Origin of the sequence: Buttiauxella sp. WJP83 (assembly GCF_027594725.1) — a bacterium.
Taxonomy (GTDB): Bacteria; Pseudomonadota; Gammaproteobacteria; order Enterobacterales; family Enterobacteriaceae; genus Buttiauxella; species Buttiauxella selenatireducens.
Genome location: NZ_CP110080.1, coordinates 1,239,745 through 1,255,699 on the forward strand (window position 1 = coordinate 1,239,745; position 15,955 = coordinate 1,255,699).

General features: G+C 48.1%; 13 protein-coding genes and 6 tRNA genes. 11 read left to right on the plus strand and 8 right to left on the minus strand.

Features of this window, described 5'->3' with window-relative positions:
* Positions 1-126 precede the first annotated feature (126 nt).
* From zipA to OH773_RS05725, 3 genes are all read left to right on the plus strand, one after another.
* Positions 127-1,122: a cell division protein ZipA gene (gene zipA / locus OH773_RS05715; protein WP_270143836.1), complete on the plus strand. Its 996-nt coding sequence runs from the start codon at positions 127-129 to the stop codon at positions 1,120-1,122.
* Positions 1,123-1,189: 67 nt separating this feature from the next.
* Positions 1,190-3,208: an NAD-dependent DNA ligase LigA gene (ligA, locus tag OH773_RS05720; RefSeq protein ID WP_270143837.1), complete on the plus strand. Its 2,019-nt coding sequence runs from the start codon at positions 1,190-1,192 to the stop codon at positions 3,206-3,208.
* A gap of 1 nt (position 3,209) precedes the next feature.
* The gene (locus tag OH773_RS05725) at positions 3,210-3,425 is read left to right on the plus strand and encodes a DUF3820 family protein (RefSeq protein ID WP_034459012.1); all 216 of its coding nucleotides are present in this window, start codon (positions 3,210-3,212) and stop codon (positions 3,423-3,425) included.
* Positions 3,426-3,554: 129 nt separating this feature from the next.
* On the opposite strand, the gene OH773_RS05730 is transcribed toward OH773_RS05725, so the two are convergent.
* Entirely contained in the window at positions 3,555-4,547 is a 993-nt protein-coding gene (locus tag OH773_RS05730; RefSeq protein WP_270143839.1) for a bile acid:sodium symporter family protein, read from the minus strand.
* A 90-nt stretch (positions 4,548-4,637) separates the two neighbouring features.
* On the opposite strand from OH773_RS05730, the gene OH773_RS05735 reads away from it, so the two are divergent.
* Positions 4,638-5,567 carry a LysR family transcriptional regulator gene (locus OH773_RS05735; RefSeq protein WP_270143841.1) on the plus strand — a complete coding sequence of 310 codons (930 nt, stop codon included), beginning with the start codon at positions 4,638-4,640 and terminating at the stop codon, positions 5,565-5,567.
* On the opposite strand, the gene OH773_RS05740 is transcribed toward OH773_RS05735, so the two are convergent.
* From OH773_RS05740 to OH773_RS05760, 5 genes are all read right to left on the minus strand, one after another.
* On the minus strand, positions 5,564-5,908 hold the full coding sequence (locus OH773_RS05740; protein ID WP_270143842.1) for a FlxA-like family protein: 345 nt from the start codon (positions 5,906-5,908) through the stop codon (positions 5,564-5,566). The two genes, OH773_RS05735 and OH773_RS05740, sit on opposite strands and share 4 nt — an antisense overlap.
* Positions 5,909-6,042: 134 nt before the next feature.
* Positions 6,043-6,118, minus strand: a tRNA-Lys gene (locus OH773_RS05745).
* A 3-nt stretch (positions 6,119-6,121) separates the two neighbouring features.
* Positions 6,122-6,197, minus strand: a tRNA-Val gene (locus OH773_RS05750).
* 33 nt (positions 6,198-6,230) lie between these two features.
* A tRNA-Val gene (locus OH773_RS05755) sits at positions 6,231-6,306 on the minus strand.
* Between the two features lie 45 nt (positions 6,307-6,351).
* Positions 6,352-6,427, minus strand: a tRNA-Val gene (locus OH773_RS05760).
* A 260-nt stretch (positions 6,428-6,687) separates the two neighbouring features.
* Here OH773_RS05760 and gltX point away from each other — a divergent pair.
* Positions 6,688-8,103 (plus strand): glutamate--tRNA ligase, encoded by a 1,416-nt coding sequence (gene gltX / locus OH773_RS05765; protein ID WP_183270122.1) that lies wholly within the window; start codon positions 6,688-6,690, stop codon positions 8,101-8,103.
* Positions 8,104-8,148: 45 nt separating this feature from the next.
* Here gltX and OH773_RS05770 read toward each other — a convergent pair whose 3' ends face one another.
* Positions 8,149-8,502, minus strand: coding sequence for a YfeC-like transcriptional regulator (locus OH773_RS05770; RefSeq protein ID WP_270143844.1), 354 nt, complete (start codon positions 8,500-8,502; stop codon positions 8,149-8,151).
* Positions 8,503-8,723: 221 nt separating this feature from the next.
* On the opposite strand from OH773_RS05770, the gene OH773_RS05775 reads away from it, so the two are divergent.
* The 4 genes from OH773_RS05775 (at position 8,724) to OH773_RS05790 (ending at position 13,082) form a co-directional block, all read left to right on the plus strand.
* Positions 8,724-8,799: transfer RNA gene (locus OH773_RS05775), tRNA-Ala, on the plus strand.
* Between the two features lie 46 nt (positions 8,800-8,845).
* Positions 8,846-8,921 (plus strand) — tRNA-Ala (locus OH773_RS05780).
* A 286-nt stretch (positions 8,922-9,207) separates the two neighbouring features.
* Entirely contained in the window at positions 9,208-11,400 is a 2,193-nt protein-coding gene (locus OH773_RS05785) for an EAL domain-containing protein (protein WP_270143846.1), read from the plus strand.
* 41 nt (positions 11,401-11,441) lie between these two features.
* Complete coding sequence (locus OH773_RS05790) at positions 11,442-13,082, plus strand: diguanylate cyclase (protein ID WP_270143848.1); 1,641 nt, start codon at positions 11,442-11,444, stop codon at positions 13,080-13,082.
* 44 nt (positions 13,083-13,126) lie between these two features.
* Here OH773_RS05790 and OH773_RS05795 read toward each other — a convergent pair whose 3' ends face one another.
* Positions 13,127-14,314, minus strand: coding sequence for a NupC/NupG family nucleoside CNT transporter (locus tag OH773_RS05795; protein WP_183270119.1), 1,188 nt, complete (start codon positions 14,312-14,314; stop codon positions 13,127-13,129).
* 289 nt (positions 14,315-14,603) lie between these two features.
* Here OH773_RS05795 and OH773_RS22410 point away from each other — a divergent pair, with 289 nt between their 5' ends.
* Together OH773_RS22410 and OH773_RS05800 are read left to right on the plus strand one after the other, a co-directional pair.
* Complete coding sequence (locus OH773_RS22410) at positions 14,604-14,681, plus strand: hypothetical protein (protein WP_442865675.1); 78 nt, start codon at positions 14,604-14,606, stop codon at positions 14,679-14,681.
* Positions 14,674-15,912, plus strand: coding sequence for an Nramp family divalent metal transporter (locus OH773_RS05800; protein ID WP_270143851.1), 1,239 nt, complete (start codon positions 14,674-14,676; stop codon positions 15,910-15,912). The genes OH773_RS22410 and OH773_RS05800 overlap by 8 nt, the downstream gene beginning before the upstream one ends.
* The last annotated feature ends 43 nt before the right edge of the window (positions 15,913-15,955 follow it).

Below are 15,955 nucleotides of genomic sequence, written 5' to 3' on the forward strand. Positions count from 1 at the left end.
ACGCTTTTAGGAACATCTTTCTGCTGAGAAAACCGTGTGCGGACTTGCACTTGAGCAGATGGGCAAATACTCTTAGTAAGTAAATGTTTGCCGCGGTGGCAAGGTGTTAGAACAACAGAGAATATAATGATGCAGGATTTGCGTCTGATATTAATCATTGTTGGCGCGATCGCCATAATAGCCTTACTGGTTCACGGTCTGTGGACGAGTCGTAAGGAGCGTTCATCCATTTTTCGTGATCGTCCACTGAAACGCATGAAGTCTAAGCGTGACGAGTACGAGTCGGATGACGACGAGGCTGACGATGAACAAGATGATGGAGTTGGTGAGGTGCGCGTGCGTCGGGTGACTCCTGCGCAGGAAACAGTGACTCGCGAGCCAGAAATGCCTCGTCAGCCGCAAGCGCCTCAACATCAATACGAACCACCTTATGCTTCTGCCGAGCCACGTCAGCGTCAACCTGAACCGGTCGTGCCGCGTCAGGAAACGCCAGTTGCGCCGACATATCACCAGCCCGCACCTCAACAGCCTGTGCAGCCAGTGGTTCATCAACCGGTTGTTCAAGAACCTGTTGCGCAGCCAGTGGCACCGCAAGAGCCGATTCAACAGCCGACCGCTCAACCTGCTCAGCATGTAGAACGTGCGCCTGATGTTCAGCCGGTTCCGACACCAGAACCAGCTGTGCGTCGTAAAGAAACGGTGATTGTGCTTAATGTCTCGGCACATGCTGGCAGTATGATCAACGGTGATGTGCTGTTAAACAGCATTCAGCAAGCCGGTTTTATTTTTGGCGAAATGAACATTTTCCACCGCCACCTCAGTCCTGATGGTAGCGGCCCGGTTCTGTTTAGCCTCGCTAATATGGTTAAACCCGGTTCGTTTGACCCTGAAAGCATGACTAATTTTGCCACGCCAGGCGTGACAATCTTCATGCAGGTGCCGTCTTATGGCGACCCAGCGCAGAACTTTAAGCTGATGCTACAGTCTGCTCAGCATATTGCTGATGAGGTTGGAGGCGTTGTGCTGGACGACCAACGCCGCATGATGACGCCGCAGAAAATGCGTGAATATCAGGACCGCATCCGCGAAGTGGTAGAAGCAAACGCCAACGCTAACGCTTGATATCCATCCTGAACATGTTTCCCCTAAACCCCCGCATGTCGGGGGTTTTTTATATTGATGGTGCGATATGGACACAATTGAACAACACATTACTCAACTGCGAACCACGCTTCGCCATCATGAATACCTCTATCATGTACTGGATAACCCAGAGATTCCGGATGCGGAATATGACCGCTTGATGGGGGAATTGCGCAGTTTAGAAGAAGCACACCCGGAGTTAATCACCCCTGATTCTCCTACTCAGCGAGTCGGGGCTGCGCCACTCAGTGAATTTACCCAAGTGCGCCACGAAGTCCCGATGCTGTCTCTGGATAACGTCTTTGATGAAGCGAGCTATCTTGCATTTAACAAGCGTGTTCAGGACCGTTTGAAAAGCACTGAGGCTGTCACGTTTTGTTGCGAGCTGAAGTTAGACGGTCTGGCCGTGAGCCTGCTCTATGAAGATGGCGTGCTGATTCGTGCAGCCACCCGTGGTGATGGTACTACGGGTGAAAATATTACGGCCAACGTGCGTACTATCCGCGCGATTCCGCTTAAATTGCGTGGTGAAAATATTCCCCGCCGCCTGGAGGTGCGCGGAGAAGTGTTCCTGCCGCAGGCAGGTTTTGAAAAAATTAATGATGAAGCACGTCGAACTGGCGGGAAAATTTTTGCCAACCCTCGCAACGCTGCAGCGGGTTCGTTACGCCAGCTCGACCCACGTATCACAGCTAAACGTCCATTAACTTTCTTCTGTTATGGTGTTGGCCTGCTTGAAGGCGGTGAATTACCTACCAGCCACCACGCGCGTTTACAGCAATTTAAAGAGTGGGGATTGCCGGTCAGCGACCGCATTCGTCTTTGCAATACAGCAGAAGAAGTGTTGGCGTTTTATCATCAGGTTGAAAACGATCGCCCATCATTAGGCTTTGATATCGACGGTGTCGTTATCAAAGTGGATTCGCTTGCGCTACAAGAAACGCTCGGCTTTGTTGCACGAGCACCGCGATGGGCAGTGGCGTTTAAATTCCCGGCTCAGGAGCAGATGACGTTTGTTCGTGATGTCGAGTTCCAGGTTGGACGCACTGGCGCTATTACCCCAGTGGCGCGCCTTGAACCTGTTCAGGTCGCAGGTGTGCTGGTCAGTAATGCGACGCTGCATAATGCCGATGAAATTGAGCGTTTGGGCTTAAGGATTGGCGACCGCGTGGTGATTCGTCGCGCTGGTGACGTTATCCCACAGGTTGTCGGCGTGGTGGAATCTGAGCGTCCTGACAACACTACCGAGATTGTTTTCCCAACGCATTGTCCGGTGTGTGGTTCTGACGTTGAACGTGTAGAAGGCGAAGCGGTAGCGCGTTGCACTGGCGGCCTGATTTGCGGCGCTCAACGCAAAGAAGCCCTCAAACACTTTGTGTCTCGCCGTGCGCTGGACGTTGACGGAATGGGCGATAAGATAATCGACCAACTGGTTGAGAAAGAGTACGTCCACACCCCAGCCGACCTGTTTACGCTTACTCCCGGTAAACTCACGGGGCTTGATCGCATGGGGCCAAAATCCGCACAAAACGTTGTTGATGCACTGGAAAAAGCGAAAGAAACCACCTTTGCTCGTTTCTTGTATGCGCTCGGTATCCGTGAGGTAGGCGAAGCGACAGCAGCGAGTTTAGCGGCGCATTTTGGTTCATTGGATGCTCTTTCTGCCGCAAGTATTGAAGAACTGCAAAAAGTCCCTGATGTCGGCATTGTGGTTGCTACTCACACATTTAACTTCTTTGCCGAAGAGAGCAACCGTGAAGTCATCCGTCAATTGACAGAAGAGGCGGGCGTTCACTGGCCAGCTCCCGTAATAATCAAAGCCGAGGAAATCGACAGCCCATTTGCCGGCAAAACGGTGGTGCTGACGGGTTCGCTCAGCATTATGTCGCGAGACGATGCGAAAGCCCGTTTGGTGGCGTTAGGCGCGAAGGTTGCGGGTAGTGTGTCGAAGAAAACGGATCTGTTGATTGCGGGTGAAGCGGCGGGTTCTAAGCTTGCTAAAGCTCAGGAGCTGGGCATTGATGTGATTGATGAAGCTGAGATGGTTCGCTTATTGGGTGAATGAGATGGATAAAGAACAGCTTATTGAGATAGCCAATACCGTAATGCCATTCGGCAAGTACAAAGGCCGCGTGCTGATCGATGTGCCGGAAGAGTATCTGCTGTGGTTTGCTCGCAAAGATGAGTTTCCACAAGGCCATCTGGGTGAGTTGATGAGATTGACATTGCTGATTAAAACAGAAGGACTGGAGGGGTTGGTGAAGCCCCTCAAGCGGCACTAATTTACCCGTCATACTTCAAGCTGCACGTGCGTTGGCTTTCCTCGCTCACCCCAGTCACTTACTGGAGTAAGCTCCTGGGGGTTTACTGCGTCGCCGCCTTCCTGCAACTCGAATTATTTTGGGTATATATTATTGTGTATTTTCAGTGGCAGCTTTGACTGCCACTTTTGTTTCTTGCTGATAACGACGAGCGAGTACTGCGCAAATCATCAACTGCAACTGATGGAAGATCATCAGCGGTAGCACCATCATTCCCACGGTAGCCACAGGGAACAGAATGTTCGCCATCGGAATACCGTTCGCTAGGCTCTTTTTCGAGCCACAGAACACAATCGTAATCTCATCCGCTTTACTAAAGCCCAGACGTCTGGCGACGAACATATTGATGCCAATGATGATCGCCAGCATGACAAGACTGACCACCACGATAAACAGCAGTGAACCTAAACCGACTTTGTGCCAAATCCCATGTCTGACCGCCTCGCTAAATGCCGTGTAGATAACCAATAGAATTGACGTCTGGTCTGTTTTACCAATCCATTTTTTATGGCGTGCAACCCACTCGCCAATCCATGGGCGAGAAAGATGCCCGGCCACAAATGGCACCAGTAGCTGCAACATAATACTGCCGACTTGCTGCAAGCTTCCGCTTGCACCATGGACATGCATCACCATGCCCACTAACAGTGGCGAGAGGAAAATGCCGAGCAGGCTTGAAGCAGATGCTGCGCAGACGGCGGCGGCGACATTTCCTCCGGCAAGAGAGGTGAATGCAATGGCTGATTGCACGGTGGCAGGCAGGATGCAAAGGTACAAAAAGCCGGTGTAAATTTCAGGGCTGACGTTCACTGGTGCCCACCAGGCAAACAAAACCCCCAAAACCGGGAAGAGAACAAAGGTGCTGCACATTACCCATAAGTGCAACCGCCAGTGGCTGCTACCGGCAATGATCGCTTCACGGGAAAGCTTGGCGCCATGCATAAAGAAGAGCAGGGCAATCGCCGCCGTGGTGAGTCCTTCAAAGAAGCCAACAAAACTGCCCTGAGCGGGAAAGAAAGACGCCAGGAGTACGGTAAAAATTAGCGTCAGCGTGAAAGGGTCGAGCACGCGAAAGATTTTCATTTTCATTCCTCAAGCTGTTGAGGGGCTATTGTGCTTTCATTGATTTTAGAAATAAAATTGATTTGTTGAATGAATTGATGAATTAAATAGATGAATTATTCTCTGCGTCAGTTAAAGGTGTTCGTTGCTGTAGCTCATGCCGGAAGTTTTAGCCGGGCAGGGGAGGAAATTGGCCTTAGCCAGTCAGCGGTCAGCCATAGTGTGAAAGAGCTGGAAAGTGAAATAGGTGTAAAGCTGTTGGATCGCACCACGCGTGAAGTTGTGCTGACGGAAGCGGGCCAGCAACTCGCGGCGCGTCTCGAGTTGTTGCTTGAAGAACTGACAGGTACATTGTTGGATACGCGCAGCGTCGGCCAGCAGCTAAGCGGTACGGTGCGAGTTGCCGCAAGCCAGACCATTTCCGCTCATTTAATGCCGCAATCTATCGCGGCCGCAGCACTGGAATATCCCGCTATCCGTTTTGTTCTTCATGACCGTCCTCAACAGTGGGTGCTGCAAAGTATCCGCCAGGGTGAGGTCGATTTTGGCATGGTTATTGACCCCATTCAGGCAAATGATCTGGATTGTGAAGCCGTACTGTCTGAGCCATTTTTACTGCTTTGCCGTAATGACCATCCATTTGCCAATCAAGCGCAAGTCTCATGGCAAGCATTGCAGGGGGCAAATTTGGTGTTGCAGGATTATGCCTCAGGAAGTCGCCCATTGATTGATAGTGCGCTAATGCGTCAGGGGATTGAGGCAAATATTGTGCAGCAGATTGGCCATCCAGCCACGCTTTTTCCGATGGTTGAAGCGGGGATCGGTATCAGTGTGCTCCCCGCGCTAGCGTTGCCATTGCCTCAGGGTAGACCGCTTGTTGTCCGGCCCCTTGTCCCCGTCGTGGATCGGCAATTAATGTTGGTGCGCCGCAAGAATCGTTCGCTTTCACGTGCGGCAGAGGCTATCTGGCAAGTTGTAGGCCAACAGGCGCAGCAGTTAACCGCTGCTCGCCTGGGCGACCCACTTTTTAATCATGATTAGATGTAGATATCAATCTGGTTGGATTCTGATGGTTTATTCACACCTTCCACTCTCGATTGCGACTGCTCCTGCTTTTGCTGGGCTTGTTCCGCTTGCTGTTGTTGCAACTGTGCTAGTTGTGCCTGCAGCATATTAATTTGCGACTGAATTAACTCTTGCTGCTTTTGTTTTTCTTCGGGAGTACCGCTACCGTCAGCAATCTCTTTAGCTTGTTGCGTGAGTTTGGTTATCTGCTGCGTGATGCGAGTAATTTGCGAAGCCAGGTCATTACCCGCTGGGCTTGCTGATGTCGCTGTACTGGTCTGTGGCGAGGGAGGAGAGGCTGTAATAGTGTTGCTCATGATCATTCCTTGAAGGGCTAATTAAGTAAAACAGATATCGGCCAGTCGGGAATAAATCTTGAGGAGAATTATGCGGGAGGGAGTTTGGTGAATCGCGCATAGCAAAAAGGCGCCTTTAGGGCGCCTTTCTACATTGGTGGGTCGTGCAGGATTCGAACCTGCGACCAATTGATTAAAAGTCAACTGCTCTACCAACTGAGCTAACGACCCGAATGGTGGGTGATGACGGGCTCGAACCGCCGACCCCCTCCGTGTAAAGGAGGTGCTCTACCAACTGAGCTAATCACCCAAACTTCGGTACTACTATTGCAAGAGACGATAATGGTGGGTGATGACGGGCTCGAACCGCCGACCCCCTCCGTGTAAAGGAGGTGCTCTACCAACTGAGCTAATCACCCAAATCTTATCTCTTACTACACACTGCGGAATCACTCACTAATGAATGGTGGGTGATGACGGGCTCGAACCGCCGACCCCCTCCGTGTAAAGGAGGTGCTCTACCAACTGAGCTAATCACCCCCGCTGTGTGGAGTCGCATTATAGGGAGAGTTGAAAATGAGTCAACGCCTTTTCTAAAGATTTTTTTTGTTCGTCGTAAAAATAAACAATGCGATCAGGAATTATCCATTGGTGATTGATTTGCCACCAAAATATGTGGATTGCTGACAACTAAAGGTATCGACATTGAGGAATCAGCACACAGTGGTAGAATGTTGCCCACTCTTTATTCCCTGGCATTTGCCGGTTTCCCGGTACTTTTGCGTAATTAAGGCCGTTCAATGAAAATCAAAACTCGCTTTGCGCCAAGCCCAACTGGCTATTTGCACGTTGGTGGTGCTCGTACTGCTCTTTACTCATGGCTCTTTGCTCGTAACCACGGCGGAGAGTTTGTGCTGCGTATAGAAGACACTGACCTTGAGCGCTCAACGCCAGAAGCTATCGAAGCTATTATGGATGGCATGAATTGGTTGAGCCTTGAATGGGACGAAGGTCCGTACTACCAGACTAAACGTTTTGATCGCTACAACGCGGTTATCGATGACATGCTGGAAGCGGGAACCGCTTATAAATGCTACTGCTCTAAAGAACGTCTTGAAGCACTGCGTGAAGAACAAATGGCGAACGGTGACAAGCCGCGCTATGACGGTCGCTGCCGTCACGGCCACGAACACCACGCGGCAGATGAACCTTGTGTTGTGCGTTTTGCCAACCCGCAAGAAGGTTCTGTTATTTTCGACGACCAGATCCGTGGCCCAATCGAGTTCAGCAACCAGGAACTGGACGATCTGATCATTCGCCGTACCGATGGTTCTCCAACCTATAACTTCTGTGTTGTTGTCGATGACTGGGATATGGAAATCACTCACGTTGTGCGTGGTGAAGACCACATCAACAACACGCCGCGTCAGATCAACATCCTGAAAGCGTTGAATGCACCGGTTCCTGTGTATGCACACGTTTCTATGATTAATGGCGATGACGGTAAAAAACTGTCCAAACGTCATGGCGCAGTCAGTGTGATGCAATATCGTGATGACGGTTATTTGCCAGAAGCTTTGCTGAACTACCTGGTGCGTCTGGGCTGGTCACATGGCGATCAGGAGATCTTTACTCGTGAAGAGATGATCAAGCTGTTCACGTTAGATTCAGTAAGCAAATCAGCCAGCGCATTTAACACCGAAAAATTGCAGTGGTTGAACCACCACTACATTAATCATCTTGCTCCTGAATATGTTGCGACGCATCTGCAATGGCATATCGAGCAGCAAAACATTGATACCCGTAATGGCCCGCAACTGGCTGAACTGGTTAAACTGCTTGGCGACCGCTGCAAAACTCTGAAAGAGATGGCGGAAACGTGCCGCTACTTCTATGAAGATTTCAGCGAGTTTGATGCTGATGCCGCGAAGAAACACCTGCGCCCGGTTGCACGTCAGCCACTCGAAGTCGTACGCGACAAACTGGCAGCGTTAACTGACTGGACTGCGGAAAACGTACATAACGCTATTCAGGCAACAGCGGATGAACTTGAAGTGGGTATGGGCAAAGTTGGTATGCCATTGCGCGTGGCGGTAACGGGGGCAGGGCAGTCACCGGGTCTGGATGTGACGGTTCACGCGATTGGTAAACAACGTTCTATTGCGCGCATCAACCAAGCGCTGGAATTTATTGCCCAGCGCGAAGCACAGCAGTAATAAGCACATAGAAAAGCCGGTTATGCCGGCTTTTTAATACTCGTTTTACTCGTCACGAATACCTAACCGCTTTAAAACGCCCGCAATACCTTCACGCAGAAGCAGTGCTGACAACTTTTCTTGCTCTGTTAGCGACATCTGTTTCATCGAATTAAGCAGAAGGCCTTCCAGAGAGGTGTCGTTAACATGGTAGCTACTGTGTTTCTCAGAAACGCGCTTTGCACTATTTATAAAATCGCGAACACGTTCATCAACATGAATCAGGCGAGCTTTACCTCCCTGAACACCCGGTTTTTGCGTAGTGAGCCAACTCTCTTTTCGTACCCATTTGTTGATTGTTTGGCGGCTATAGCCAGTAATAATCGCCAGCTCTTCTGGGGTCATACGTTCCTTGAGCACAGTTTTTCCTTAAATCCAAAAGGGTTATTAGTGATTCATTTTATGGGATCATTTTACTGGAAACTGTGACAGGATTAACTACCGCGGGATGATATGCAATTTGCTTTTGCTCATGCTGTTTGCTTTTTAGACGATTGATCGCAGAAGAAGAATTTGCCGTTGACACTCTCGAGTGGGTTTCATATGATGCCGCCCGTCGATACGACACGGTTTCACGGTACGGGGCTATAGCTCAGCTGGGAGAGCGCTTGCATGGCATGCAAGAGGTCAGCGGTTCGATCCCGCTTAGCTCCACCAAATCTTTACCAGCAAGATTTGAACTGTTTAAACCAAACCCATTCGTGGGGCTATAGCTCAGCTGGGAGAGCGCTTGCATGGCATGCAAGAGGTCAGCGGTTCGATCCCGCTTAGCTCCACCAAAACATAAGACCCTCGCCTGATGGCGGGGGTTTTTCGTTTTAACAACCCAACTCCCCAAAATTCCCAAATTAATCACGATATAACGCTATTTATGCACTACAAATTGAATACGATTTATTCTCAATAGAAATATATCAAACTGTTTCCCTTTGTTTGAATGTATAAAAAATCAAGGAAATTAAAGCGGCTAATTATTATACAAACTTGATTTGAACAATAAATAAACGTATTATTCATCGCCGAATAACACTGCTAATCAAGAGCAGAATAATCACATCAGGGCTTATGACTTTCAAAAAAATGATAAAAAAATCCGTCACAGCACTGGTTTTAAGCCTTCTGTTTGTACCTCTTTCTCGTTACATTTCACCCTCTACAGTTATTGAAGGCAAACAGATTTATCTCGCTTACCTTCCGATAAGTTTCATGATCGCCCTGGTGTTTATCTATGGCCGGGTTGCTATTATTCCACTATTAATAGCTTCAATCGTTGCATATTCTTTCTGTTTAAAGATATCCTGGTTTGCATTGTTGGTCTTTGTCTTTTGCCTGATATTGACAATATCACTATGCAGTATGATGGCGCGTTATAATCTTGGTGCACGCTGGCGACATGGATTGGCAGATAAAGGTATCGGTGTCAGGATATTTTGGCTAGGTTTTGCTGCACCTTTTATTATTAAGTTGATGATGTATATCTCCGGGTATTATATCCACTTCCCTGATCGGGTAGCGGCTTACTTTGGTGATAATTCTCTGATCTTTATGGTAGTAGATTTTCAAAGTTTAGTTGCCGCCTCGCTCATTTTCACCCCGTTGTTCTATTACCCATTAAGGATGATCCTTAATCCTAATTATGCCCGAGCATTCTGGCTCCGTTGTGTAATGCGTGATTTTGTTGGGCCGCGTCGTTATTACACTTATACCTGGGTCTTTTGCCTGATAATAATGCTATGGGTACTGTGCTCCACTTGGGGGGTGCTACAGGTTTCAGGCTATCTGGTTCCAGTCATTTTCGTACTCTTTACCTTGGGCATTCGGCATTTTGGTCCACGTTTAATGGGGTTGATGTGGGCGATTTCTGCATGGTTACTGCTGACATATAACGACGGTTTTCTTTACGGGGTAAATAATGAATTTGCTCTGTCATTTATCCTCTCGGTATTTATTACATTTAACGTCTGTATGGTGTATATGACGACGGTGTTGAAGAAAAACGAGTGGATGAAACGTATTTATCGTTCGCAAGCGCTTACCGACCCCTTAACTCAACTACCGAATATACGTGCGCTGGAACATCATGTGCAATGCTATCCCAAAGGGACTTTGTGTTGCTTGCGCATGTCTAATCTTGAATTTTTAAGCCGACACTACGGCATCATGATGCGCATTGAATGCAAACGCATTATCACCTGGCAATTAAAACCTTTCTTGCAGCAAGGTGAACAGGTATTTCAATTACCCGGTAGTGAATTATTAATGTTTTTGCATGGCCAGGGTACTGCTGATCGACTGGGCCATATAGTCGACACGCTCAATAGCAAGCAAGTAAAATGGCATAATACTATGCTGGAAATTGAGTACAGTGCATCTTATAGCGTTATCGACAATGATCTTATTGAGTTACATCGTACATTAGGGCAATTAAGTTATCTCTCTGAGCAGGCATGTGCGACGAAGCGTGTACTCAGTCTGGATACCCGAATTGAAGATGTTTCAGATCAGACAGCTGAACGTGTTTTAATTTTGCAAAAAATTAAACGAGCACTGAATGATGAGCAATCCTTCGTTCTCTATGCGCAACCTATTGTAGATGAGCAGGGAAAGGGGTATCACGAAATATTAACTCGCTTATCATTAGATGGGAAAATTATTACCCCTGATAACTTTATTCCCATTATCACTGAATTTAACCTCAGCACCCGCTTCGATATGCTGATCATGCAGAAACTGGTGAGTTTCCTGCAGCAGCATCCTGCGACTATCCAACAGCCACGTTTCTCCGTTAATCTCATGCCATTAACGTTGATGCAAAAAGATGTCGCTCAGAAAATAGTTTCCTTGTTTAATGATTTTAAAGTGCCAACCCGCAGTGTGATTATCGAAGTGACTGAGGAGCAGGCATTTTCAGAGTCAGAAATCTCCATGCAGAACATCATGCTGCTGCGCGAGAGTGGTTTTAAAATTGCCATTGATGACTTTGGCACCGGCTATGCGAATTACGAAAGGCTCAAACGGCTTCAGGCGGACATTATTAAGATTGATGGTTGCTTCATCAAAGACATCACGTCGGACTCGCTTGACCCCCTGATCGTTAAATCTATATGTGATATGGCCCATGCGAAGCAACTGAGTGTCGTTGCTGAGTTTGTTGAAACCGAAGAACAGCGGGCACTATTGCATAAACTGGGTGTACAGTTTTTGCAAGGTTACCTGATTGGCAAACCCGTGCCTCTTAATACAGTCCATACTTTTTAAGGTAGCAATATGTTGCGAGCATATGATCACAGGACTTTATTGTGAGTACTTCTTTAGCGAATAGATTTCGTCTGCCAATGGCAAAAACCTTGCGTGTTATTCATCTGGTTTTCATTTTTGTTTTTGTGCTGATCACTTTTTTGTTCTGGCAGCAAGGGCAACTCTTTAACCAGGGATATCGCTCCAGTCAGCTTGGCCATCTTGAAAGCGTGATTGCACGCCTCGAAAGCAGAGCGCAATACAAGGTTGATAACCTTCGCTATTTAAAAAGAATTTTTATTGAAGCGATGGATGACCCGATCTTTCCGGGGAGCCCAGTGACACCATGGGAACTCAATGAAAATACGATTCAAAAGCCGTTGTGGATAGGCGAATTGCCTTTGCCTGATTCTGTTACCGAGGATGAAGCATTTCAGGACAAGAAGTCTCTGGAGGTACGGCAGCAACTCAATGGGTTGCGTAAAATCCGAGGGCTTTTCCCGCTAGCAACGGGAGATAATGAACTGTTGGCTGATTTGTATTACATCTCGCGCGAAGGTGAATTTATCGCCTCTTTATCGAAGAAAGTTAACTCGCTGCTGATCAATAGCTATAACCCATTCGAAAAACAGGGAAGTTTCGTATTGGCATCTCCGCTTTTGAATCCCAAGCGAGCACCTTTCTGGACGCGGCAAAATATTGTTAACAGCGATGAAGCGCTGATCAACGCAGCCATTCCTGTCGATTTTGGTGGTGAATGGATAGGATTATTAGGCATTGCATTTGATAGACAATCGGTCGAGAAGTTTCTTGCCTCCTCATTACCTGATGGGGGCCGTAGTGCCTACCGATTGTATGATGAACAATTAAAACCGCTGACAAAAGCGGTGGGCGCGGAAAATAACGTTCAGTTAAGTGCGGAACAGAAAAAAACCATTCTCAATATGCTGGCTGAAAAAAAGCGTGGCACTCTCCGTTCGGGATTGACCTTTATCACTTTTGGTAAGCTAAAAGGAACGCATTCGATATTGGTTAACACCCAAACCTTGGGCCAGGGGCTGCATGAAGAGTTTGGGCGATTCAGTCTGCTTCTTGTCACCATGTTTTTGATTTTTCTGTTTTTCTTGCTGGGGGCGCACAGCATTATTTGCCGCCTGGTGCGGAATATGGGCAATTTACAACGCGAAATGCAACACCATGCGCTTCACGACGATTTAACCGGAGCGCTTAACCGCCGTGGCTTTTTTGCAAAAACGTCACAACTTAGCCCGAACTACGTGGATTACACACTCGTACAATTGGACCTCGACTACTTTAAAAAGGTGAACGATGTATATGGGCATTTGGTTGGCGATAATGTGCTGATTCATGCTACACGGCGTATTCAACAAGCCATACGCAGCCAGGATGTTCTGGGACGCATTGGTGGCGAGGAGTTCTGTGTTTACCTGCCTAATTCCGATCTCAAAACCGGAATTAGGGTAGCGACAAGAATTAAGTGGGAGCTCGAATCTTCCGCCTTGATTCTCGAAAATGGCTTGAAGCTACCGATTACCGCATCGTTGGGTGTGGCCTCCCACAGCGAGCATCCTGAGAGTTCGCTTGACCAAATCCAAACCCTTGCTGATATGCGCATGTACCGGGCGAAAACTCGTGGGCGAAATCAGGTCTGTTGGCAGGATGATGAAGATTTTCAGGCATAAAAAAACCGAGGCAAAAGCCTCGGTTTTTGTTTGAAGCGTGAGAATTACAAGAACAGGCCTGCAATAGAAGCAGACAAAATGCTCACAAGCGTTGCGCCGTAAACCAGTTTCAGGCCGAAGCGAGAAACCACGTTACCTTGCTCTTCGTTCAGGCCTTTAATCGCACCAGCGATGATCCCGATAGAAGAGAAGTTGGCAAACGAAACCAGGAACACAGACAGGATACCTTCCGCGCGTGGGGAGAGCGTACCGGCCAGTTTTTGCAGATCCAGCATCGCAACGAATTCGTTTGATACCAGTTTAGTGGCCATGATACTGCCAACCTGCAAGGCTTCATGAGATGGAACACCCATGATCCAGGCGACCGGGTAGAAGATGTAACCCAAAATGCCCTGGAAGGAGATGCCGAAGATGGCGGCAAACAGTGCGTTCAGTGCAGCGATCAAGGCAATAAAACCAATCAGCATTGCCGCAACGATAATCGCAACTTTAAAACCTGCCAGAATATATTCACCCAGCATTTCGAAGAAGCTTTGGCCTTCGTGCAGATTAGACATCTGCAAGTTTTCTTCGCTGTCTTCAACACGGTATGGGTTGATCAGAGATAGCACGATGAAGGTACTGAACATGTTCAATACCAGCGCTGCAACCACATATTTTGGCTCAAGCATTGTCATGTAAGCGCCGACAATCGACATGGACACGGTAGACATGGCCGTAGCGGACATGGTGTACATGCGGTTGCGGGACATCTTGCCGAGAATATCCTTATAGGCGATAAAGTTTTCTGACTGTCCCAAAATCAGTGAACTTACGGCGTTAAAGGATTCCAGTTTACCCATACCATTCACTTTAGACAGAAGGGTACCGATAAAGCGGATGACGATCGGCAGTACGCGAATGTGCTGCAAAATACCAATCAGCGCAGAGATAAAGACGATTGGGCAGAGTACTTTCAGGAAGAAGAAGGCGAGTCCTTCGTCATTCATCTTACCGAATACAAAGTTTGTCCCTTCATTAGCGAACGACAGGAGTTTCTCAAACATTTCTGAGAAACCTCTTACAAAGCCCAGACCCACTTCTGAGTTCAGGAAGAACCATGCGAGAAGAAGTTCAATCACTAACAATTGAACGATAAAGCGAATACGGATCTGCTTACGATTGCTACTCAGCAACAAAGCGAGTAACGCAACCACGGCAAGCGCTAAAACAAAATGCAGAACGCGGGACATATTTGCTCCAAATATTATGAGGCAGGTTTAATTTCGTTGCACATTCTATGAAACAAGCAATAAGAAAACGAGAGCAATCGCACACTATAGTGATGACATGTGACCAAACTCAAAATTAGTGATCAACCATACATTTCTGCTATGTTAAGTAAAGAAGGTAAAAGTTGCGTCAACGCACATATCTTCATCATAGTTATCATAGTTGCTGTCTTAATTGTGCGTCGTTAATCGGCGTCTAAAAATCCCTCATCGTTTCAAGCTATCACAGAAATCAGTTTATCTCTTTTAAATGAATTTGATAATCATTCTCACTTTTGCTAGCTTGAAACATAGCAAAGGCTATATCTCAGAGGCAGATGATGAATAACAGTCGCGTTGAAAATAGTGGTACTCGCACAGCGCGAAGATTACGCCTGGCGTTAATGGGCCCAGCCTTTATCGCTGCCATCGGTTATATCGATCCCGGAAACTTTGCGACTAACATCCAGGCGGGTGCCAGCTTTGGCTATAAATTGCTGTGGGTGGTGGTCTGGGCGAACCTGATGGCGATGCTCATCCAAATCCTGTCTGCAAAACTCGGTATCGCAACGGGTAAAAACCTGGCCGAACAGATTCGCGACCATTATCCGCGTCCCGTCGTCTGGCTTTACTGGATACAAGCCGAAATCATTGCCATGGCGACGGATCTCGCTGAATTCATCGGTGCGGCGATTGGTTTCAAACTGATCCTCGGCGTCTCTTTATTACAAGGTGCGGTGCTAACCGGTATTGCCACATTCCTGATACTGATGCTGCAACGCCGTGGTCAGAAACCCCTCGAGAAAGTGATTGGCGGATTGCTGCTCTTTGTGGCGGCAGCCTATATCGTCGAGCTTATTTTCTCGCAGCCTAAATTGGTGGAATTAGGGAAAGGGATGCTGATTCCTTCTTTGCCAACCAGCGAAGCTGTATTTCTTGCTGCGGGCGTGCTCGGTGCAACCATCATGCCGCACGTAATCTATCTGCACTCATCGCTGACCCAGCATATGCATGAGGGAAATCGGGCTGAGCGGTATTCCGCAACCAAATGGGATGTTGCGATTGCGATGACCATTGCAGGGTTTGTTAACCTGGCGATGATGGCAACCGCCGCCGCCGCGTTTCATTTCTCAGGCCACACTGGTGTCGCCGACCTCGATGAAGCTTACCTCACGTTGCAACCGTTGCTGAGCCATTCGGCGGCCACAATCTTTGGTTTAAGCCTGGTTGCTGCGGGATTGTCATCCACCGTGGTGGGGACCTTAGCCGGGCAGGTGGTGATGCAGGGCTTCGTCCGCTTCTATATCCCGTTGTGGGTTCGTCGCTCCGTGACCATGGCACCTTCATTCATTGTGATTCTGATGGGGCTTGATCCGACACGGATTCTGGTAATGAGTCAGGTGTTGCTGAGTTTCGGGATTGCCCTCGCCCTGGTTCCGCTGCTGATTTTCACCAGCAATGACAAACTGATGGGCGACCTGGTGAATACGCGTGTGGTTAAGATGACTGGCTGGGTGATTGTGGCAATCGTCGTTGCGCTGAATTTGTGGTTGTTGATTGGCACGGTTTTAGGGCTGTAGCCCGTTGGAACAGTCGTAAGGTGAATGGCACATCGTCCATTCA